We start from the raw sequence: 22,120 nt of genomic DNA, 5'->3' as shown, positions 1-22,120 counted from the left end.
TCTGCCCATGATCCATATCCCCAAAGCGGAATACACCCGGCGCCGCAAAGCGCTCATGGCGCAGATGGAACCCAACAGCATCGCGATCCTGCCGGCCGCCGCCGTGGCCATCCGCAACCGCGATGTCGAGCATGTTTACCGCCAGGACAGCGATTTCCAGTACCTGAGCGGTTTCCCCGAGCCCGAAGCGGTGATCGTGCTGATGCCCGGTCGCCAGCACGGCGAGTACGTGCTGTTCTGCCGCGAGCGCAATGCCGAGCGCGAATTGTGGGACGGCCTGCGTGCGGGCACCGAGGGCGCGATTCGCGACTTTGGCGCGGATGACGCCTTCCCCATTACCGATATCGACGACATCCTGCCCGGCCTGATCGAAGGTCGCGACCGCGTGTACTCGGCCATGGGCAGCAATGCCGAGTTCGACCGGCACGTGATGGAGTGGATCAACGTGATCCGTTCCAAAGCACACCTGGGCGCCCAGCCGCCGAACGAATTCGTTGCCCTGGATCATTTGCTCCACGATATGCGCCTGTATAAATCGGCGGCAGAAGTGAAGGTGATGCGCGAGGCGGCGCGAATTTCCTGTGCGGCCCATGTGCGGGCGATGCAGGCCAGCCGTGCCGGCCTGCATGAGTTCAGCCTGGAAGCCGAGCTGGATTACGAGTTTCGCAAAGGCGGTGCGAAGATGCCGGCCTATGGCTCCATCGTCGCTGCTGGGCGCAACAGCTGCATCCTGCATTACCAGCAGAATGACGCGGTGCTCAAGGACGGCGACCTGGTGCTGATCGACGCCGGGTGTGAGATCGATTGCTACGCCAGCGATATCACCCGTACCTGGCCGGTCAACGGCAAGTTTTCGCCCGAGCAAAAGGCGATCTACGAGATTGTGCTGGCCTCCCAGGAAGCCGCCTTCAAGCAGATCGCGCCGAACAAACATTGGAACCAGGCCCACGAGGCGACCGTGCAGGTCATCACCGCCGGCCTGGTGAAGCTGGGGTTGTTGCAAGGTGACGTTGACGAACTGATCGCCAGCGAAGCCTACCGCGCCTTCTACATGCACCGTGCCGGCCACTGGCTGGGCATGGATGTGCATGATGTGGGCGAGTACAAAGTGGGCGGTGAATGGCGCGTGCTGGAAGTGGGCATGGCCTTGACCGTGGAGCCGGGTATCTATATTTCCCCGGACAACCAGACTGTGGCAAAGAAATGGCGTGGCATTGGCGTGCGCATCGAGGACGACGTGGTAGTGACCAAGCAAGGCTGTGAAATCCTGACCGGCGGCGTGCCCAAGACCGTTGCCGAGATCGAAGCGTTGATGGCGGCTGCCCGATGAGCCGGGTCAACCTGGCGATTGTCGGCGGCGGCCTGGTGGGGGCCAGCCTGGCCCTGGCATTGCAAGCCGGGGCCAAGGCTCGGGGTTGGAAGATCGTACTGATCGAACCCTTTGCACCGGGCGACAGCTACCAGCCGAGCTACGATGCGCGCTCTTCCGCGCTGTCGTTTGGCGCGCGCCAGATTTACCAGCGTCTGGGCCTGTGGCAGGCCATTTCCCGACGGGCGGAGCCGATCAAGCAGATCCATGTATCGGACCGTGGGCGCTTCTCCACCGCGCGTTTGTCCGCGATGGAGGAGGGCGTGCCAGCCCTGGGTTATGTGGTGGAAAACGCCTGGCTCGGCCAATGCCTGTGGCAAGGCTTGGACAAGGACGTGGTGAGCTGGCGTTGCCCGGCAGAAGTCACGCGCATGGAGCCTCTGCCCGATGGCTATCGCCTGACCCTCAACGATGAAACCGTGCTGGAATGCGACCTTGCGGTACTGGCCGATGGCGGCCGTTCCGGCTTGCGTGAGCAGCTGGGCATCGGCGTGAAAACCCGGCCCTACAACCAGAGCGCGCTGATCGCCAACATCACGCCGAGCGAAGCGCACAATGGCGAGGCGTTCGAGCGCTTTACCGATGAAGGCCCCATGGCCTTGCTGCCGCTGCCGGACAACCGTTGCGCGCTGGTCTGGACCCGCATCGGCATGGACGCCCAGCGCTTGGCCAGCCTCGACGAGCGTAGCTTCCTGAGCGAACTTCAGGGTGTGTTCGGGTATCGCCTGGGCACCCTCAAGCAAGTGGGCGCCCGCCACCTGTACCCGTTGACCCTGGTGGAAGCCGAAGAGCAAGTGCGTTCGCACCTGGTGGTCCTCGGCAATGCCGCCCACAGCCTGCACCCGATTGCCGGGCAGGGGTTCAACCTGTCCCTGCGCGATGCCAATGCCTTGGCCGAAGCCCTGTTGGCCGGGCCTGCTGTGCCGGGTGACCTGGCGACCTTGCAAGGCTATCGCGAGCGCCAGCGCCTGGACCAGCAACTCACCGTAGGCTTCTCCGACCAGGTCACGCGCCTGTTTGGCAGTGCCCAACCGTTGATGGCGCTGGGCCGCAATATGGGCTTGCTTGGCCTCGACCTGTTACCACCGGCCAAACGCTGGTTCGCCCGTCAGGCCATGGGCCTGGGTACGCGTTCCGATGCGTAAGTGGCTAACCCAGCGCGTGGGCAAGGCGCGGCTGTTGCGCTGGTTCCTCACCCTGTATCCGCCGTACCTCGGCGCCGGGGTGCGGGTGCAGGCATTGAGTGCCGATTTCCGACATGCCAAGGTGCGCATGGGCCTGGGTTGGTACAACCGCAATTACGTCGGTACGCAATTTGGCGGCAGCCTGTATTCGATGGTCGATCCGTTCTACATGTTGCTGTTGATCGAGAACCTGGGCCGCGACTACATCGTGTGGGACAAGGCTGCGAGTATCGACTTCATCTCGCCGGGCAAAGGCCCGGTGTATGCCGAATTCTCCATCGACGACGCTTTGCTCGATCAGATCCGGCGCCAGACTGAAGGTGGCGAGAAATATCTGCCCCACCTCAAAGTCGAGATTCATGACGGCTCCGGCACTCTGGTGGCGCGGGTCGACAAAACCCTTTATGTGCGGCGCAAGCCGCCAGCGAGACAGGCTTGAATATGGACATGCGCGCAGATGTGCTGATTGTCGGGGCCGGAATGGTCGGAAGCGCCCTGGCGCTGGCGTTGCAGGGCAGTGGCTTGCAAGTACTGCTGCTCGACGGCAGCCCGTTGAGCGTCAAGCCATTTGACCCGGCTGCGGCGTTTGAACCGCGGGTGAGCGCGTTGTCGGCGGCCAGCCAGCGCATTCTTGAGCGCCTGGGCGTGTGGGACGGTATCGTAGAGCGGCGTGCCAGCCCCTATGGCGAAATGCAGGTATGGGACGGCAGCGGCACCGGGCAGATCCACTTCTCGGCGGCCAGTGTGCATGCCGAGGTGCTTGGGCATATCGTCGAGAACCGCGTGGTGCAGGATGCCTTGCTCGATCGCCTGCATGACTGCGACCTCGGCCTGCTGGCCAGTGCGCGCCTGGAACAGATGCGCCGCTCCGGCGATGACTGGTTGCTGACCCTGGCCGACGGCCGCAAGCTGCGCGCGCCGCTGGTGGTGGCTGCCGACGGTGCCAACTCCGCCGTACGCCGCCTGACCGGTACACCTACCCGTGAATGGGATTACCTGCATAACGCCATCGTCACCAGCGTGCGCAGCAGTCAGCCGCACCAGCGTACCGCGTGGCAACGCTTCACCGACACCGGTCCGCTGGCGTTCCTGCCGCTGGTGCGCGATGGGCAGGAAGACTGGTGTTCGATAGTCTGGTCGACCACGCCCGCCGAATCCGAGCGTTTGATGGCGCTGGATGACGAAGGCTTCTGCCGTGAGCTGGAGCGTGCTTTCGAGGGGCGCCTGGGCACCGTGCTCAGTGCTGACCCGCGTGTGTGCGTACCGTTGCGCCAGCGCCATGCCAAACGCTATGTGGCCGAAGGCCTGGCATTGATCGGCGACGCCGCTCACGTCATCCACCCGTTGGCGGGGCAGGGCGTCAACCTGGGTTTGCTCGATGCAGCCGTGCTGGCCGAAGTGCTGTTGGCGGCGACCGAGCGCGGCGAGCGCCTGGCCGATGTGAAAGTGCTGAGCCGTTACGAGCGGCGCCGCATGCCCCATAACCTGGCGCTGATGGCGGCGATGGAAGGCTTTGAGCGCTTGTTCCAGGCCGATCAACTGCCGCTGCGCTGGTTACGCAACGCGGGTTTGAAAATCGTCGACCAGATGCCCGAAGCCAAAGCCGTGTTTGTGCGCCAGGCACTCGGATTGACTGGCGATCTCCCCGAACTCGCCAAACCCTGACGCTGAAATGCGTCCGTTCGGGCTTGTGTGGGAGCGGGCTTGCTCGCGAAAGCGGCGTGTCAGTGATAGAACTACTGACTGACCCACTGCATTCGCGAGCAAGCCCGCTCCCACAAAGGCGAATAAAAGCACCTGCAACATCTGGTAACGCCTCCACCAAGCGTTACCAAATGTGAGTCCTTATCATTTGCCCTCCATTTGCAAATGAGAGACCGCACCCATGTTGGCACCCAAGCGCCTCCTGACTGCCCTGGCACTCACCCTGATCGGCAGCACCACCGTGCAGGCGGCCGACGAAGTCGTGGTCTACTCCTCGCGTATCGACGAACTGATCAAGCCTGTGTTCGACGCCTACACCAAAAAGACCGGCGTACAGGTCAAGTTCATCACCGACAAGGAAGCCCCGTTGATGCAGCGCATCAAGGCCGAGGGCGAGAACGCCACCGCCGACCTGCTGCTCACCGTTGACGCCGGCAACCTCTGGCAGGCCGAGCAGATGGGCATCCTGCAACCGTTCACCTCTCCTGTGATCGACAAGAATATTCCTCTGCAATACCGCTCATCGGCCCACGCCTGGACCGGTTTGAGCCTGCGGGCGCGAACGATCGCCTATTCCACCGACCGGGTAAAACCGGGCGACCTGACCACCTACGAAGCCCTGGCCGACAAGCAGTGGGAAGGCCGCCTGTGCCTGCGCACGGCGAAAAAAGTTTACAACCAGTCGCTGACCGCCACGTTGATCGAGACCCATGGCGCGGCCAAGACCGAAGAAATCATCAAGGGTTGGGTGAATAACCTCTCCACCGACGTGTTCTCCGATGACATCGCCGTGCTGGAGGCCATCAACGCCGGGCAATGCGACGTGGGTATCGTCAACACCTATTACTACGGTCGCCTGCACAAGCAGAAGCCAGACCTGGCAGTGAAGTTGTTCTGGCCGAACCAGGGCGACCGCGGCGTGCATGTGAACCTCTCCGGCATCGGCCTGACCCAGCACGCACCACACCCGGAAGCGGCCAAGGCGCTGGTGGAGTGGATGACCACGCCTGAGGCGCAGAAGATCTTCGCCGACGTCAACCAGGAGTTCCCGGCCAACCCGGCGGTACCGCCATCGGCGGAAGTGGCGACCTGGGGCAAGTTCGTGGCCGATACCTTGCCAGTGGAAGTGGCAGGCAAGCGCCAGGCCGAAGCGATTCGCCTGATGGATCGCGCTGGCTGGAACTGAAGCTGCGCCGCTCGACTGTGGGAGCTGGCTTGCCCGCGATTGCATCACGTCGGTATCACTGATACACCGAGGTGCTTGTATCGCAGGCAAGCCAGCTCCCACATTGGTTAGTGGCCGCTTCAACATCTTTATTTTTCTGAGAGCTTTTCCTTGGCCCACCCCGCCCAACGTCGCTGGTACCTGCCGGTTTTCAGCGTCGCCGCCTTGGTGCTGTTGCCGCTGAGCGTGCTGCTGCTGTCCTGGCAAAGCATCGACCCGCAGATCTGGTCGCACCTCTGGGACACTCAGATGCCCCGCTTGCTGGGCAACACCTTGACCCTGGTGCTCGGTGTCGGCCTGGGCGTGACGCTGCTGGGCGTCAGCCTGGCCTGGCTGACCAGCCTGTGCGAGTTCCCCGGGCGGCGCTGGCTCGACTGGGCACTGATGTTGCCCTTTGCAATCCCTGCCTATGTGCTGGCCTTCGTGTTTGTGGGCCTGCTGGATTTCGCCGGCCCGGTGCAAACCCTGCTGCGCGAGTGGTTCGGCACCGGGCTGCGTTTGCCGCGGGTACGCTCTACCAGCGGCGTGGTCATTGTGTTGGTGCTGGTGTTCTACCCCTATGTCTACCTGCTGGCGCGCAGCGCGTTCCTGGCCCAGGGCAAAGGCTTGATGGAAGCGGCGCGGGTGCTGGGGCAATCGCCATGGCAAGCGTTCTGGCGCGTGGCATTGCCAATGGCGCGGCCAGCGATTGGCTCCGGTGTGGCCTTGGCGCTGATGGAGACGCTCGCGGATTTTGGTGCGGTCTCGGTGTTCAATTTCGACACCTTCACCACCGCTATCTATAAAACCTGGTACGGCTTTTTCAGCCTGTCCAGTGCCGCGCAACTGGCGAGTCTGCTGCTGCTGGTAGTGATGTTGGTGCTGTATGGCGAGCGACGTGCGCGCGGGGCCAGTCGACCGAGCAATGAGCGCCCGCGGGGCAAGGCGTTGTACCACTTGCGCGGGTTCAAAGCCGTGGCGGCCAGTGCGTGGTGCAGCCTGGTCTTCGCCTGTGCGTTCGTGATTCCGATGCTGCAACTGGTGGCGTGGTTCTGGCAGCGTGGCCGCTTCGACCTGGATGAACGTTACACCGGGCTGATCGTGCATACCCTCTACCTGGGCGGTATCGCAGCCCTGATCACCGTCAGCGTCGCGCTGATACTGGCCTTTGCCAACCGTCTGGCGCCCACCCGGGCGATTCGCTCCGGTATCAGCCTGGCCAATGTCGGCTATGCCTTGCCAGGCTCGGTGCTGGCGGTGTCGATCATGCTGGCGTTCAGTTACCTGGACCGCGAGTTGGTGGTGCCGCTCTCCGGATGGCTGGGCGGGGCGGGCAAGCCTTTGCTGCTGGGCAGCCTGTCGGCACTGGTGCTGGCGTATCTGGTGCGGTTCCTGGCGGTGGCCTACGGGCCGCTGGAAAACAGCCTGGCGCGAATCCGAACGTCTTTGCCCGAAGCGGCACGCAGCCTTGGGGTGAGCGGCCCACGACTGTTTTGCAAAGTGTATCTGCCGTTATTGCTGCCGGGCGCGTTGAGCGCAGCGCTGCTGGTGTTCGTGGATGTGCTCAAGGAAATGCCGGCCACCTTGCTGATGCGCCCGTTTGGCTGGGACACCCTGGCGGTCCGCATCTTTGAAATGACCAGTGAAGGCGAATGGGCACGGGCGTCTTTGCCGGCGCTGACCCTTGTGCTGGTCGGCTTGTTGCCGGTCATCGGGCTGATTCGTCGCTCGGCTCGGCAAATCGGTTAGGTGCCAGTCCTACGGCTTGAGGCTACAATGCGCGGCATTCGGTGCGCTCCGTCTTTCGGATCGACCTGCTGTATGTGGCTGCGGGCCTTGTAGTACAAGGTGTTCGGCGCACGTGGCAGCTCTGCGCGCCTTCGCCAAGCCCGGAAGGAGAAACCCATGGGACAGCGTACGCCTCTGTATGACCTGCATCTCGCCCTCGGCGCGAAAATGGTCGATTTTGGCGGTTGGGATATGCCTTTGCATTACGGCTCGCAAGTTGAAGAACACCACCAGGTGCGACGCGACTGCGGGGTCTTCGATGTATCTCATATGACCGTGATCGATGTCACCGGCCCCCAGGCCAAGGAATGGCTCCAGTACCTGCTGGCCAATGATGTCGACCGACTGCACGGCTGTGGCCGTGCGTTATACAGCGCCATGCTCAACGAGCAGGGCGGGGTGGTGGACGACATGATCGTCTACCGCACCGAAACCGGTTACCGCCTGGTGGTCAACGCCGCCACGCGCGATCAGGACATGGCCTGGATGCAGGCGCAACTGGGCAGCTACTCAGTGCAACTGCATGAGCGCTCCGAGTTGGCCATGCTCGCCATCCAAGGCCCCCACGCCCGGCAGAAAATCGCCGAACTGGTGACCCAGTCCCGTGGCATCCTGATCCATCAGCTCAAACCGTTCGAAGGCCGGGCCGATGGCGACTGGTATATCGCCCGCACCGGCTATACCGGCGAAGACGGCCTCGAAATCGTGCTGCCGGCCGATCAGGCACCGGGCTTTTTCAACGACCTGGTGGGCGCTGGCATTTCCCCCATCGGCCTCGGTGCGCGCGATACCTTGCGCCTGGAGGCCGGCATGAACCTGTATGGCCAGGATATTCACCAGGCCGTCTCGCCGCTGGCGGCCAACATGGCCTGGAGCATCGCCTGGGAACCTGTCGAGCGTAACTTCATTGGCCGCGCTGCGCTGGAAGCAGAAAAAGCAGCCGGCGTGCAGTTCAAACTGGTCGGGCTCGTCCTTGAAGAGCGTGGTGTGCTGCGTGCTCACCAAGTGGTTCGTATCGCCAATGTTGGCGAAGGAGAGATCACCAGTGGTAGTTTCTCGCCTACGCTAAGCAAATCCATTGCGCTGGCGCGTGTGCCGACGGCGACTGCCGACCGGGCCGAAGTGGAAATCCGCGGCAAGTGGTATCCGGTTCGAGTGGTCAAGCCGACCTTCGTGCGTCATGGCAAAACCCTGATCTAACCAATTCCGGCAGGCCAATGGCCGCTGACATTTCATCTTGAGGACACAGACTATGAGCAATATCCCTGCCGACCTGCGTTTTGCCGAAAGTCACGAATGGGCCCGTCTGGAAGCTGACGGCACCGTGACCGTCGGGATCTCCGACCATGCACAGGAAGCTTTGGGTGATGTGGTGTTTGTTGAGTTGGCGGAAGTGGGTGCCAATTTTGAAGCGCAAGGCCAGGCGGGTGTGGTTGAGTCGGTGAAAGCAGCCTCGGATATCTACTCGCCGGTTGCCGGCGAAGTGATTGCTGTCAACGAAGAGCTGAGTGGCAGCCCTGAGCTGCTGAACTCTGACCCGTACGGCGCCTGGATCTTCAAGCTCAAGCCAAGCGACAAGGCCGAGCTGGACAAACTGCTGGATGCCGCCGGCTACAAAGCCGCCATCGGCGAATAAACACAACAGCTGCAACAGCACACCTCAATGTGGGAGCTGGCTTGCCTGCGATTGGATCACCCGGGTATCACCGATACACCGAGGTGCCAGCATCGCAGGCAAGCCAGCTCCCACAGTTGATTTGTTGTGATCAGTCTTTTTTCAGTACGGCTTTAACCGCCGCTACAGCCCGCTCCACATCCGCCTCTGTCATCGCCGTGAACATCGGCAACGACACGATCAAACGCCCAACACGTTCGGCCACCGGGAACATGCCTTCCTTGAAACCCTGTGCCCGATAGAGGCTCAGCAGGTGGATCGGCGGGTAGTGATAGCCGATACCCACGCCGTGGGCCTGCATCTGCTCCATGAACGTCGCACGGGCTGGCAGGCCATCCTGGCGCTCCGGCAATACCAGTTGGAACAGGTGCCAGTTGCTGTTTTCGAAGTCGGCCGGCGGCAGTTGCGCGCCGTATTGGGCTTCGAAATTGCTGCCGAAGCATTTGAAGTAGTGCCGTGCCAGGTTCTGACGATGGGCGGTGATTTTCTCGATGTGCGCAAATTGCCCCAGGCCGATGGCGGCGGCAATGTCGGTCATGTTGAACTTGCCACCCAGCACATCCACATCCAGGCCATCGAAGCCGCTGCGGGTGACGCCTTGCAGGCGGTACTTCTCTGCCAGACGGGCCTCCTCGGCATTGTTCAACACCAGGCAGCCGCCTTCGGACGACGTAATGTTCTTGTTCGCCTGGAAGCTGAAGGACACGAAGTCGCCAGTTGCGCCGATGCGTTCTCCATCCCAGCTGGACCCCAGGGCCTGGGCAGCATCTTCGACAATGCGCAGGTTGTACTTGTTGGCCAGCGCGTAGAGCATCGGCATATCCAGGGGCAAGCCGGCCAGGTACACCGGGATGATCGCCTTGGTGCGCGGAGTAATGGCGGCTTCCACCTGGGCCAGGTCGATATTGCGCGTCACCGGGTCGATGTCGGCGAAGACGGGAGTGGCGCCCACTTCGAGAATCACGTTGGCCGTGGCAACCCAGGAGATTGGTGTGGTGATGACTTCATCCCCAGGCCCGATCCCGGCGATGCGCAAGGCGATCTCCATGGTGCAGGTGCCCGAGTTGAAGGTGCGCACCGGACGTCCGCCAAAATAGTCAGACAACTGTGCTTCGAACGCCTGCACCTTTGGCCCGCTGGTGATCCAGCCGGAACGCAGAACATCGCCGACCGCCGCGATGGTGGTTTCATCAATGGTCGGTTTGGAAAACGGCAGGAAGGGCTGTTGGCTCATGACGAAGAAGGCATCCGTTTCAGGTAGGCAATGAAAAATAGACGTGTCAGTAGGGCATGGTTGCATGCTGAGACTGAATATAGCCTGTCATCCATGAACGATTCGTCATGCAGCAGGCAAAAAAATGCCGCTTGAAAAAGCGGCATTTTTTATGAGGGCAGTTGTTACTCGGTTACAGCATTCTTCGCCAGGATGGCGTTAGCCAGTTCCATGTCGGTGGCTTGGAGGCCAGGGTTGTCGGCGCGGACCTTCTGCATGGCCGCTTCCAGGTACGGGCCGCGAATGCCGCCGTCGCTGGCGACGAAGCTGCCTGCGTCGTCCTGGGCGGCGACCACCAGCTTGTGGTCCTTGAACGTCAGGTAAGTCGAGCCAGTGGTGGCGCCCGACGAGATGACATTACGCCAGAAGCTATCGGCCATGGCTGAGCCGACAGGTAGGGAAAGCACAGCGAGGGTTGCGACAGCATATTTGAGACGCATGATGGGTGACTCCGGTGGGTTATCTGTACGTTTTGATTGTAGTTAACCCGATCCAGTTCCATCACTGACTAAACAGTTTCAACCTTTAAAATCACCCCATCCTGCCCAACCACGCGGACTTGAGCGCCCACGGGGGCGTCGGCACCGGTGACCATCCACACGCCATCGCCGACTTTGACCTTGCCGCGGCCATCCACAATGGCTTGATGCACCACGAAAGTGCGCCCGACCAACTCTGAACCGCGCTCGTTCAACCCCGGTTGATCGCTGGCCTTGGCACTGCTGCGTTGGCGTTTCCACCAGTACACGGCGGTCAGTATCGACAACACCGCAAACAGCAGCAGTTGCCATTCCAGCCCCAGCGGCGGGAACAGGAACTTGATCACGCCCACGGCTGCGGCGGCGATGCCCATCCAGAGCAGGTAGCCTCCGGCACCGAACACCTCGAGAATCAACAGCACGGTGCCTAGGGCTAACCAGTCCCAAAACGACAAATGCAGCAAAAAGTCCCACATGGTGTTGGCCTCAGCCTTTCTGGTTGCCGAAGGTTGCCTTGACGATTTCGCCGATACCGCCCACGGCGCCAATCACCTGGCTGGCTTCCAGCGGCATCAGGATGACCTTGCTGTTGTTGGCAGACGCAAGCTTGCCCAGGGCGTCGATGTATTTTTGCGCGACGAAGTAGTTCACCGCCTGCACGTTGCCCGACGCAATGGCTTCGGACACCACTTGTGTCGCCCGCGCTTCGGCTTCGGCCTGGCGCTCGCGGGCCTCGGACTCCAGGAACGCTGCCTGGCGGCTGCCTTCGGCTTCAAGGATTTGCGCCTGCTTTTTGCCTTCCGCTGTCAGGATCGCCGACGCCCGCAGGCCTTCGGCTTCGAGGATCTGTGCGCGCTTGATCCGTTCGGCTTTCATTTGGCCGGACATGGCGGCCATCAGGTCGGCAGGCGGGCTGATATCCTTGATCTCGATACGGGTGATCTTGATGCCCCATGGCGCAGTGGCTTCATCCACGGTGCGCAGGAGTTTTTCGTTGATGCCGTCGCGCTGGCTCAGCATGGCGTCCAGTTCCATGGAGCCGAGTACGGTACGGATATTGGTCTGCAGCAGGTTGCGGATAGCATGTTCGAGGTTGTTGACCTCATAGGCGGCCTGGGCGGTGTTGACCACCTGGAAGAAGCACACGGCATCGATCTGCACGGTGGCATTGTCGGCGGTGATGACTTCTTGAGGCGGGATATCCAGCACGCTTTCCATCACATTGATCTTGCGACCGATGCGGTCCATGACCGGGATGATGATATTCAGGCCGGGCTTGAGGGTGTTGGTGTAGCGGCCGAAACGCTCGACGGTCCATTGGTAGCCCTGGGGCACCACTTTGAACCCCATGAACAGGATGGCGATGGCCAAGCCCACGAAAAGAAGCAGTACGGTTCCGATCTGCATAGCGATTCCCTATCTGAAGGTGTCGGTGAATGACATTAGGCCGATTGTAACGGTCTGGTCACGGATAAGGACGGTTTCATGGCCCAACAAAAAAAGGATTTGTTTCTGAATCCCCTGGCGTGACCCGCAACACCTCCGTCATCGTGGTCAGCCCGGCCTTCACTTTCTCGATGCCGGCCATGCGCAGGCTGCTCATGCCCTGCGCCAGTGCCCCACGGCGCAGGGCTTGTACGTCCGCGCCTGGAGTGACCAGCGCCTGGAGTGCCGAGTCCATGAGCATGATTTCATACAGTCCGGCCCGGCCTCGATAACCGCTGTCACGGCAGTGTGCACAGCCGACAGCTTCGTAGCCGCCATCGTCCTCCAGGCCCGCGGGGTGCTTGCAGTGGCTGCACAGAAGCCGCACCAGGCGCTGCGCCATCACACCTATGAGCGTGGCTTTGATCAAATAGTGAGCAATGCCCAGTTCCTGCAGGCGGCTGATGGCACTGGGTGCATCGTTGGTGTGCAGGGTCGAGAGCACCAGGTGCCCGGTCAGCGCGGCCTGGATAGCCATCTCTGCGGTTTCCTCGTCGCGGATTTCGCCGATCATGATGATGTCCGGGTCCTGGCGCAGCAGGGCGCGGATGCCGCTTGCGAACGTGAGGTCGATGTTGTGCTGGACCTGCATCTGGTTGAAGGCCGGCTCGACCATTTCAATCGGGTCTTCCACCGTGCACAGGTTGACCTCGCGGGTCGCCAGTTGCCTGAGGGTGGTGTAGAGGGTGCTGGTCTTGCCTGAGCCGGTCGGGCCTGTGACGAGGATGATGCCGTGGGTGCGTCGCGTCATGGCGTGCCAGCGTTGCTGGTCGGCGCTGGACAAACCCAACTGGTCGAAATCCTTGAGCAGCACCTGTGGGTCGAAAATTCGCATCACCAGTTTTTCGCCGAATGCCGTGGGCAGGGTCGAAAGCCGCAATTCCACTTCGACACCCGCAGGGTTCCGGGTCTTGACGCGGCCATCCTGGGGCTTGCGTTTTTCGGCCACGTTCATTCGCCCCAGGCTTTTCAGGCGGCTGACCACGGCCATGGTGACCTGCGGGGGAAATTGATAGACGTCATGCAGCAGCCCATCAATGCGAAAGCGCACCCGACCCTGGTCGCGGCAGGGCTCGATATGGATGTCGCTGGCTCGTTGGCCAAAGGCGTATTGCAGCAGCCAGTCGACGATGTTGACGATATGCGCGTCGTTGGCGTCCGGCTCCTTGTCGCTGGCGCCGAGGCTGAGCAAGTCGACATTGCCAGGCGCCGTCATTTTTTGATCCGCACCGCTGACGGACTTGGCCAAGCGGTAAAACTCGTTGATACAGCGCTGAATATCCTGAGGGTTGGCAACCACGCGCTTGATCGTGCGTTTGAGTACCTGGGACAGCCCGGCTTCCCAAGTGGTGATATGGGGTTGGGCACTGGCGACCGTCACGCTGTGGGCATCCACCGCGACTGCAAGAATGCCGTGGCGCTGAGCAAAGGCGTGGGACATCAAGGGCACCACGGCCGCCACATCAATCTTCAATGGGTCGATGCGCAGGTAAGGTTGGCCGACCTGCCGGGCCAGCCATTGAATCAAGGTCTCCAGACAAGGGCCCTGGGCTGCGATGCATTCCAAGGGATGCTGGCTGCCGGACGCTGGCGCTACCTTTTGCGCCGCCTGCGCCGTGATCAACCCTTGCTCGACCAGCGCCGGCAACAATTGCTGCAGTTCCAAGAGGTGATCGTGAGCGGCGACGGGCATGCAGGTTTTCCTGGGGCGTGGGGGTAATCCCAGGCTAGCCAGCCGCTGAAGATCCTGCTGGCGCGTGTGTTGCCGGTTTTTACTGAGCCATCGCCGCCAGCGCTTGAGGCCGCTCGGAATCAGCCGACCACAGCTCCAGGGTGCAGACGCTGATCAGGTTTCGAATCTTTTCACCGATCACCTGGGCGCGGTGCCAGCTCAGGCCGGTCATCACGATATCGATGCTCAGCAGGTCGGCTTCCCGGTTCATGCTGACCTGGGTGGGCGTGAGCAATTGCAGCGCGAAGTAGTTCAGCACCCGGCACAGCACGTCCGGTTCAGCCTCGGCGACGATGCGATAGTGCGCCTGGCAGTGGCTGCTATTGGCGGCCCACGCATCGACGCGGGTGGCGGGGTAGGCGGTTTCGACGGCATGCATGCTGACTCTCCAGTTAAGACTGGAGAAATTTTTACATTCGCCTCGGGAGATTTCTTATCTAAAATAAGCCCGTTTGGCGATAAATCGACCAGAACAATTCAAGATAAGCCTATTCAGGGGTGCGTTTATGCACAGTGAGTTGGACGCCTACGACCGCCGTATCCTGGCCTTGCTGCAAGAGGATGCCTCGCTCTCCAGTGCACAGATTGCCGAACAGGTCGGCCTGTCGCAGTCGCCATGCTGGCGGCGTATTCAGCGGCTCAAGGAGGAGGGGGTGATCCGCGGCCAGGTCACCCTGCTGGACCGCAAGAAAATCGGGCTCAATACGCAGATTTTCGCCGAGGTCAAACTCAACGCCCACGGTCGCTCCAATTTCACTGAGTTCACCGAGGCGATTCGCGGTTTTCCGGAAGTGTTGGAGTGCTACGTGCTGATGGGGGCGGTGGATTTTCTGCTGCGTATCGTCACCTCGGATATCGAGGCGTACGAGCGGTTTTTCTTCGAGAAGTTGTCGATGGTGCCGGGGATCCAGGAGGTCAACTCGATTGTGGCGCTGTCGGAGATCAAGTCCACCACCAGCCTGCCAGTCTTGCGCTGACAGGGAGGGCCTCATCGCGGGCAAGCCCGCTCCCACAGCAAATGTGGGAGCGGGCTTGCCCGCGATAGCGATATTACAGGCGCAGAAGGGTCTTCCAGGCACGATTCTGATACACCGCAATCGCCTGGTGCATACGCGCATCCAGCGACTCATCGGTAATCGGCTGGTTGGCCAGGTGCGCCAGCTTGTTCAGCTCGCCGTACAAGCGGTCCAGCTCGGGAATGTCCACCACATGGCGCGCATGGTGCAGCCAGGCCTGAATGCGTTCGATACGCGGCAGTTGCTCGGCCAGATCTTCCGGCTGCTGCTGGTAGCGCTGCAGTTGCAGGGCGACGGCGTCGTCGGCCAGCAGGCGTGGCAGCCAGTTGGTGATTTGCGCAGCGCCCTGGCGGTTGCCACGCACATTACGCTCGGCCGTCCAGGTGCGGGCCAGCAGCCAGCGCGAGAGGTTGAGTGAGAACAGGCCCCAGCGCACGTCTTGCAGCTCTTCGATGAACTGCTCGGGCGCGGCTTTGCGAATGTCTTCATCGTCGTCACCGGCCTGGACCAGCGGGCGCCAGTCTTCCAGCAACGCATCCAGGGCGCTGCGCAGTTCGGTGGTGGATTGGCGCGGCGCGGCCTGACCGAGGCTGCCGATCAGGGCGCGCAACTCGCCGAGGTTCTCGACCCAGTCCTGCAGCAGGCGCCAGTGGCCATTGAAGCGGTATTGCTCAGCCAGGCGCTGGCTGCTGCCCAGCAGGTGCCACAGGATCGCGGCGAAGGCGTCGTCCAATGGCATTTCGGCGTGGATCTGTGGCGCCGGCAGGCTCAGGGAGTAGCTGCTGGCGTCATACAGGCGATAGCCGCGTTCGGCCTTGCTGATGTCGCACGGCATCAGTGCCAGGGTTGCGGCCAGCTCGGCGGCCAGTTCCAGCAGGGCCGCCGGTTCGCCTTCGCGCAGTTCCAGTTCCAGCTCGCAGATTTCTTCTTTCTCCTTGCCGACCACCACATGGCCCAGGTCCAGGGCGGCTTCGATCACCACCTTGGCCTTGCCACGGCCCCAGGCGATCTCGGCGCGTTCACGCACGAAGTCGGTGGTGAAGATCGGCTTGAGGGTCTTTTTGTCCAGCTCGGCCAGTTGCTCGGGCCAGCACTCGCCATCGAGTTTCTTCACGTCGAGCTTGGCTTTGGGCAGGTCCCAGTTGTATTCGTTGCGTTCCGACAGGCCGGCGACGCTTTGGCCGCGGGTCTTGAGGGTCTGGATGATGTCGTCACCGTCCTTGCGCAGGCGCAGGGCAACCTTGGCCTGGGCCAGGTCACGCTCGGGGGTGTCGAAGTACTGGTTCATCAACTCACGGCGTTCCCAGCCACTTTTGTTGCGTTTTTTCAGTAACGGGTGCTCACGCAGCGCGGCGAGTGTTTCGCGGCTGACGCGTAGCTTGATTTCGGTTTCTTTCTGCATGGCCGGAAAATCCAGGATCGGGAGCGCAGCCGGGGAAAAGTGTGGCTGCCAAGGTCGTGCAGTGTACAGGACTGAGCCCGGCAACGTGCCGCAACGGTTTATTGTGTTGCGCAGATGCCTCTATAGTGAGGTTCATCCGGGAAGTTGGGAGACCGCGCATGCCGTTACCGTCCATGAAAGAGCAGTTCGCCGCCTTGATCGCCGCGCCGTCGGTGAGCTGCACCCAGGCGTCTCTCGACCAGAGCAATCGCCCGGTGATCGACCTGCTCGCCGCTTGGCTGGGCGACCTGGGCTTTGCCATCGATATCCAACCAGTCAGCCCCGGCAAGTTCAACCTGTTGGCCAGTTTCGGCAGCGGCCCCGGTGGCTTGGTGTTGGCGGGGCATAGCGATACCGTGCCGTATGACGCGGCGCTGTGGAAGACCGACCCGCTCAAGCTGACGGAAGTCGATGGTCGCTGGGTAGGGCTGGGCAGTTGTGACATGAAGGGGTTCTTCGCACTGGTTATCGACGCGGTGTTGCCGCTGCTGGACCAACCCTTCAAGCAACCGCTGTTGATCCTTGCCACCTGTGATGAGGAAAGCTCTATGTCCGGTGCCCGTGCGCTGGCCGAGGCGGGGCGCCCATTAGGTCGTGCAGCTGTGATCGGCGAGCCGACCGGGCTCAAGCCTATCCGCTTGCACAAAGGCGTGATGATGGAGCGCATCGAGATCCTCGGGCGCAGCGGCCACTCGTCGGACCCCAGCCTGGGCCACAGCGCCCTGGAAGCCATGCATGACGCCATCGGCGAACTGCGCGGCCTGCGCCTGGCGTGGCAGCGCGAGTACCGCAACGCGCAATTCAGCGTGCCGCAGCCGACGATGAACTTCGGCTGCATTCACGGCGGCGACAACCCCAATCGCATCTGCGGCCAATGCTCCCTGGAGTTCGACCTGCGCCCCCTGCCGGGCATGGACCCCGAGGTGCTGCGCGCCGCGATCCGCCAGAAGCTCGAACCCCTGGCCGAGCGGCATAAGGTCAAGATCGACTACGCGCCGTTGTTCCCCGAAGTGCCACCCTTTGAGCAGCCCGAAGACGCCGAGTTGGTGCGGGTGGCGGAGCGTTTGACCGGTCATCGTGCCGAAGCAGTAGCGTTCGGCACCGAAGCGCCTTATCTTCAGCGCCTTGGTTGCGAAACCCTGGTGCTCGGCCCTGGCGACATTGCCTGCGCCCACCAGCCTGGCGAGTACCTTGAAATGTCACGCTTGACGCCTACAGTGCGTCTATTGCGGGAACTGATCGAACACTACTGCCTGAAACCTGCATAAATTAACCCCTGCCCATTCGTACATAAGGAGAGTGAGCGTGTCGCCAAGCCTGTTCCGACGATAACCATCAGCCGCTGTGCGCTTTCACGATTGATCCTTTATTTGGCTGCTTTTTATTACAGGCCCAGGTGTTATGCCCGAATACGTCAATTGGCTTCGTCACGCTTCGCCCTACATCAACGCCCACCGCGACTGCACCTTTGTGGTCATGCTGCCCGGCGATGGTGTGGACCACCCCAACTTCGGCAATATCGTCCACGACCTGGTGCTGCTTCACAGCCTGGGTGTGCGCCTGGTGCTGGTGCATGGCTCGCGCCCGCAAATCGAAACCCGCCTTCAAGCACGCGGCCTTACCCCGGCTTACCACGAAGGCTTGCGCATCACCGATGCTGCGACGCTGGAGTGTGTGATCGACGCGGTGGGCCATCTGCGTATTGCCATCGAGGCGCGCTTGTCCATGGACATGGCGTCCTCGCCGATGCAGGGCTCGCGCCTGCGCGTGGCCAGCGGCAACCTGGTCACCGCACGGCCAATCGGCGTGCTTGAAGGCGTGGACTACCACCACACCGGCGAAGTGCGCCGGGTCGACCGCAAGGGCATCAACCGCCTGTTGGATGAGCGCTCTATCGTGCTGCTGTCGCCGTTGGGGTATTCGCCCACCGGCGAGATCTTCAACCTGGCCTGCGAAGACGTCGCCACCCGCGCCGCCATCGACCTGGGCGCCGACAAATTGCTGCTGTTCGGCGCCGATCCCGGTCTGATCGATGAGAACGGCCGCCTGGTGCGTGAATTGCGCCCACAACAAGTACCCGCGCACCTGCAACGCCTGGGCAGCAACTATCAAGCCGAACTGCTCGATGCCGCTGCCGAAGCCTGCCGGGGTGGAGTAGGGCGCAGCCATATCGTCAGCTACGCCGAAGATGGCGCCTTGCTCACCGAGCTGTTTACCCGCGACGGCGGCGGTACGCTGGTGGCCCAGGAGCAATTCGAACTGGTGCGCGAAGCGGCGATCGAAGACGTCGGCGGTTTGCTGGACCTGATCAGCCCGCTGGAAGAGCAGGGCATTCTGGTGCGCCGTTCGCGGGAAGTGCTGGAGCGTGAGATCGAGCAGTTCAGCGTGGTCGAGCGCGAAGGCATGATCATCGCCTGCGCGGCGCTGTATCAGATCGCGGATTCGGATGCGGGGGAGTTGGCGTGCCTGGCAGTGAACCCGGAGTACCGCCACGGCGCGCGAGGCGATGTGTTGCTCGAACGCATCCAGACCCGGGCACGCGCCCAGGGCTTGAAAACCCTCTTTGTACTCACCACCCGTACGGCCCACTGGTTCCGCGAACGCGGTTTTGTGCCGAGCAGCGTGGACCGCCTGCCGTCGGCGCGGGCGTCGCTGTACAACTATCAGCGCAACTCGAAGATTTTCGAGAAGGCCCTGTAAAAGAATACTGCTCTGTGTGGGAGCTGGCTTGCCTGCGATAGCGGCGCCTCGGTTTAACTGCAGGACCGAGTTGCTGGTATCGCGGGCAAGCCAGCTCCCACCAAAGACTGTATTTATTGTGGGATGAATTTGTCGGTCACATAGGCCGAATAATCCGGCAGCACCGTCTCTACCTTCCCCTGTTCCTTCAGGAACTTCGCCGTTTCCTCAATCGCCTTCGCCGTGCCGCCCTTGAGCAGCGCAGCGGTTTGCTGTGCCTGCGCATCCGGAAACGTCGTACCGGCCAACAGTTCCGGAATGTCGTCGGCATTTGAACCTGTCAATTTGGCGATTTTCTGCACTGGCTCGGAATCCACCGTCCAGCTGTCTTTGTGGGTGGCATAGTCGGCAAAGGCATCCAGGGTAACTTTGGCGAACTTGGCCACTACGTCAGGATGTTTTTGCGCAAAATCCTTGCGCGCCACCCACACCTCAAACGTCGGTGCGCCCCATTGGCCCACCTGCGCCGCGTCTGTCAGGGTTTTTCCGGTCTTGCGGATTTCGCCCAGGGCCGGTGACCACACAAAAGCCCCATCAATATCGCCACGCTTCCAGGCGGCGGCGATTTCGGCCGGTTGCAGGTTCACCACTTTGACTTGTTTGGTGTCCAGCCCCCAGTGTTTCAGCGCGCCGAGCAGGCTGTAATGGGAGGTGGAGACGAAGGGCGTGGCGATGGTTTTACCAATCAAGTCCTGGGGGTTGTCGATGCCACTGCCGTTGCGCACCACCAGGGCTTCAGAAGCGTTGATCTGTGCCGATACGATAAACGCCACAATCGGCAGGTTGCGCGAGGCCGCCGCCGCGAGCGGGCTGGAGCCGAGGTTGCCGATTTGTACATCACCGGAAGCGATGGCCGTGACTACCTCTGGCCCGCTGTTGAAGCGGCGCCAGGCGATTTTTTCGCCGATGGCTTTTTCGTACAGACCGTCGGCCTGGGGAACCTTGCTGGGATCGATGCCGGTCTGGTAGCCCACCGTCAGGTCGGCGGCGTTGACACCAAAAGAAAGTAATAGCGATACAAAAACTGTAACAAATTGACGGGAGGATGTGCGTTTGGCCATGATGGCGTCGCCTTTTTGATCGTGAGTGACGTATGCAACCGTACGGCAACACTAATCGATCTAAAAAAGCACCAGTAAATACCCTTTAGGAATTAGCTTATGGAGCGGCGCGTCTATCCTGACCGACCAGCTTCACGGAAAGTCTTATTCCTGGATCGTATGAAAAAGAATGAAATAATTCTTTTTGGGTGTATGAAAAACTCATTACCCTGCAGGGACCAAATCAACTGCGATTAGACGAAGGTAGTAGACACACAAGGTTACGATTGACTTGGTGGTCACTATCTGGCGCTAATCGCGCATCTGTGGATCGAGGGCGTCAGACCCGAGACCAAAGAAATACAAAAATTAGAAATGAGAGGAGCGGTACATGAAGAAGTCCACCTTGGCTGTGGCTGTAACGTTGGGCGCAATCGCCCAGCAAGCAGGCGCTGCCGGTTTCATCGAAGACAGCAAGGCCACACTGGGCCTGCGTAACTTCTACATCAACACCGATAACCGCGAAGGCACGGCCAACCCGAGCAAGAACGAAGAATGGGGCCAAGGCTTCGATCTGCGTTTCATCTCCGGTTACACCCAAGGCACTGTTGGCTTCGGTCTCGACGCTATCGGCCTGTTGGGTGTTCGCCTGGATTCCGGCGGCGGCACCAACGGTGCGACTGCCAGCTCTTACGGCGGCACGATCTTCCCGAGCAAGTCCAATGGCGAAGCCGTTGATAACTACTCGAGCCTGGGCCTGACCGCCAAGGCCAAGATCTCCCAGACCGAACTGAAGCTGGGTACCTTGCAGCCCAAGCTGCCGGTCATCGTCACCAACGATGGTCGTATGCTGCCGCAGACCTTCCAGGGTGGCCAGATCACCTCCAGCGACATCAAGGACCTGACCCTGGTCGCCGGCCAGATCGAAAAAGCCAAGGGCCGTAACTCCAGCAACAACGAAAGCCTGTCCATCTCCGGCGCCAACAGCCGTGGTGTGAACTGGCGTTCGAGCAACAAGTTCTACTACGCCGGTGGCGACTACAAGATCACCAAGGATCTGACCGCCCAGTACTACTACGGCAACCTGGAAGATTTCTACAAGCAACACTTCCTGGGCCTGACCCACAACTGGGCCATTGGTCCAGGCGTGCTGAAGTCTGACCTGCGCTACTTCAACAGCTCCGACGATGGTAACAACGGCAACCAGTCCGCTTACTTCTCGACGGGCAACTACAGCGGCGTGAACTCCGGCCGTGGCAAAGTCGACAACAACCTGTACAGCGGCCTGTTCCTGTACTCGGTTGCCGGCCACACCTTCGGTGGCGGTTACCAGGTCAGCAACGGCAGCAGCGACTTCCCTTGGCTGAACCAGGGTGACGGCTCGTCGGCTTACATCACCACCGACATGCAGATCCAGAAGTTCGCCCGTGCCGGCGAGCGTACCTGGCAAGCTCGCTACTCCTACGACTTCGCCAAAGTCGGCGTGCCTGGCCTGACCGCCGGTGTGGTTTACCTGAAAGGTGATCATATCGACACCGTCGCCAGCAACCGTACCGAGTTCACCGGCCAGTCCGAGTGGGAACGTGACATCACTGTTGCCTACGTCGTACCGGAAGGTCCGCTGAAAAACGTCGGCGTGGCGTGGAAAAACGCTATGTGGCGCAGCGACATCGCCAACGCACGTAACCAGGACGAAAACCGCCTGATCGTCAGCTACTCGATCCCGCTGTTGTAAGACTGTAAAACCTTGCCCGGCGCAATGCCGGGCAAGGTGTCTTGCTGTTCAAGTCGGGCTCAACCCCCGCAAGCCCTTCCTGAGTTCCTCTTTTTTGCAGCGTCTCAAGGCCTTCTCGAACCTTGTAAGCGATGTTGGCCTCAGGCCGTTCCCAAGTCCAATGAACTGATTTTTAATATTCCTTTATCGTCTAGATAAATCGATATTTATTCTTTTTAAATCAGCAAAAATCCATGCACAGTGGGCTCCATAAGCA

At 61.1% G+C, this 22,120-nt stretch carries 20 protein-coding genes; 12 read left to right on the top strand and 8 right to left on the bottom strand.

What is annotated here, in order from left to right:
- The first annotated feature begins 7 nt into the window (after nt 1–7).
- From pepP to gcvH, 8 genes are all read left to right on the top strand, one after another.
- On the top strand, nt 8–1,330 hold the full coding sequence (gene pepP, locus BMH52_RS12640; protein WP_014720408.1) for a Xaa-Pro aminopeptidase: 1,323 nt from the start codon (nt 8–10) through the stop codon (nt 1,328–1,330).
- Nucleotides 1,327–2,514 (top strand): 2-octaprenyl-6-methoxyphenyl hydroxylase, encoded by a 1,188-nt coding sequence (gene ubiH, locus BMH52_RS12635; RefSeq protein WP_019817789.1) that lies wholly within the window; start codon nt 1,327–1,329, stop codon nt 2,512–2,514. The genes pepP and ubiH overlap by 4 nt, the downstream gene beginning before the upstream one ends.
- A complete protein-coding gene (locus BMH52_RS12630) occupies nt 2,507–2,992 on the top strand; it encodes a DUF4442 domain-containing protein (RefSeq protein ID WP_019817788.1) in 486 nt (161 codons plus the stop codon). Before ubiH ends, BMH52_RS12630 begins: the two co-directional genes overlap by 8 nt.
- Before the next feature lie 8 nt (nt 2,993–3,000).
- Complete coding sequence (locus BMH52_RS12625) at nt 3,001–4,218, top strand: 2-octaprenyl-3-methyl-6-methoxy-1,4-benzoquinol hydroxylase (RefSeq protein ID WP_019817787.1); 1,218 nt, start codon at nt 3,001–3,003, stop codon at nt 4,216–4,218.
- A gap of 220 nt (nt 4,219–4,438) precedes the next feature.
- The gene (locus BMH52_RS12620) at nt 4,439–5,443 is read left to right on the top strand and encodes an extracellular solute-binding protein (protein ID WP_014720404.1); all 1,005 of its coding nucleotides are present in this window, start codon (nt 4,439–4,441) and stop codon (nt 5,441–5,443) included.
- A 150-nt stretch (nt 5,444–5,593) separates the two neighbouring features.
- Nucleotides 5,594–7,210: an iron ABC transporter permease gene (locus BMH52_RS12615; RefSeq protein ID WP_073843877.1), complete on the top strand. Its 1,617-nt coding sequence runs from the start codon at nt 5,594–5,596 to the stop codon at nt 7,208–7,210.
- Between the two features lie 156 nt (nt 7,211–7,366).
- A complete protein-coding gene (gcvT, locus tag BMH52_RS12610; RefSeq protein WP_003195295.1) occupies nt 7,367–8,449 on the top strand; it encodes a glycine cleavage system aminomethyltransferase GcvT in 1,083 nt (360 codons plus the stop codon).
- Between the two features lie 52 nt (nt 8,450–8,501).
- Entirely contained in the window at nt 8,502–8,885 is a 384-nt protein-coding gene (gcvH, locus tag BMH52_RS12605; RefSeq protein ID WP_003195293.1) for a glycine cleavage system protein GcvH, read from the top strand.
- 130 nt (nt 8,886–9,015) lie between these two features.
- Here the strand turns inward: gcvH and BMH52_RS12600 are convergent, their stop codons facing one another.
- From BMH52_RS12600 to BMH52_RS12575, 6 genes are all read right to left on the bottom strand, one after another.
- On the bottom strand, nt 9,016–10,158 hold the full coding sequence (locus BMH52_RS12600) for a DegT/DnrJ/EryC1/StrS aminotransferase family protein (protein WP_073843875.1): 1,143 nt from the start codon (nt 10,156–10,158) through the stop codon (nt 9,016–9,018).
- A 164-nt stretch (nt 10,159–10,322) separates the two neighbouring features.
- On the bottom strand, nt 10,323–10,637 hold the full coding sequence (locus BMH52_RS12595; protein ID WP_003176799.1) for a DUF2388 domain-containing protein: 315 nt from the start codon (nt 10,635–10,637) through the stop codon (nt 10,323–10,325).
- A 68-nt stretch (nt 10,638–10,705) separates the two neighbouring features.
- Entirely contained in the window at nt 10,706–11,152 is a 447-nt protein-coding gene (locus BMH52_RS12590) for an NfeD family protein (protein WP_014720400.1), read from the bottom strand.
- A gap of 10 nt (nt 11,153–11,162) precedes the next feature.
- On the bottom strand, nt 11,163–12,083 hold the full coding sequence (locus BMH52_RS12585) for an SPFH domain-containing protein (RefSeq protein WP_003195285.1): 921 nt from the start codon (nt 12,081–12,083) through the stop codon (nt 11,163–11,165).
- 76 nt (nt 12,084–12,159) lie between these two features.
- Nucleotides 12,160–13,854, bottom strand: a complete 1,695-nt coding sequence (locus BMH52_RS12580) for a GspE/PulE family protein (protein ID WP_060766862.1) — start codon at nt 13,852–13,854, stop codon at nt 12,160–12,162.
- Between the two features lie 79 nt (nt 13,855–13,933).
- On the bottom strand, nt 13,934–14,272 hold the full coding sequence (locus BMH52_RS12575) for a hypothetical protein (RefSeq protein ID WP_014720398.1): 339 nt from the start codon (nt 14,270–14,272) through the stop codon (nt 13,934–13,936).
- A gap of 127 nt (nt 14,273–14,399) precedes the next feature.
- On the opposite strand from BMH52_RS12575, the gene BMH52_RS12570 reads away from it, so the two are divergent.
- Nucleotides 14,400–14,870: an Lrp/AsnC family transcriptional regulator gene (locus BMH52_RS12570; RefSeq protein WP_003195279.1), complete on the top strand. Its 471-nt coding sequence runs from the start codon at nt 14,400–14,402 to the stop codon at nt 14,868–14,870.
- Between the two features lie 73 nt (nt 14,871–14,943).
- On the opposite strand, the gene BMH52_RS12565 is transcribed toward BMH52_RS12570, so the two are convergent.
- On the bottom strand, nt 14,944–16,311 hold the full coding sequence (locus BMH52_RS12565; RefSeq protein ID WP_073843873.1) for an inorganic triphosphatase: 1,368 nt from the start codon (nt 16,309–16,311) through the stop codon (nt 14,944–14,946).
- Nucleotides 16,312–16,469: 158 nt separating this feature from the next.
- On the opposite strand from BMH52_RS12565, the gene argE reads away from it, so the two are divergent.
- On the top strand, nt 16,470–17,618 hold the full coding sequence (gene argE / locus BMH52_RS12560; protein ID WP_073843871.1) for an acetylornithine deacetylase: 1,149 nt from the start codon (nt 16,470–16,472) through the stop codon (nt 17,616–17,618).
- Between the two features lie 133 nt (nt 17,619–17,751).
- Nucleotides 17,752–19,050 (top strand): amino-acid N-acetyltransferase, encoded by a 1,299-nt coding sequence (gene argA, locus BMH52_RS12555; protein WP_014720395.1) that lies wholly within the window; start codon nt 17,752–17,754, stop codon nt 19,048–19,050.
- 113 nt (nt 19,051–19,163) lie between these two features.
- Here the strand turns inward: argA and tauA are convergent, their stop codons facing one another.
- A complete protein-coding gene (tauA, locus tag BMH52_RS12550; protein WP_073843869.1) occupies nt 19,164–20,150 on the bottom strand; it encodes a taurine ABC transporter substrate-binding protein in 987 nt (328 codons plus the stop codon).
- 370 nt (nt 20,151–20,520) lie between these two features.
- Between tauA and BMH52_RS12545 the strand changes: the two genes are divergently transcribed.
- Entirely contained in the window at nt 20,521–21,864 is a 1,344-nt protein-coding gene (locus tag BMH52_RS12545; protein WP_014720393.1) for an OprD family porin, read from the top strand.
- Nucleotides 21,865–22,120: the final 256 nt, after the last annotated feature.

Source organism: Pseudomonas sp. BTN1 (assembly GCF_001907715.1).
GTDB classification, from domain to species: domain Bacteria; phylum Pseudomonadota; class Gammaproteobacteria; order Pseudomonadales; family Pseudomonadaceae; genus Aquipseudomonas; species Aquipseudomonas paracarnis.
This window is presented reverse-complemented; position numbering and strand designations above follow the sequence as displayed.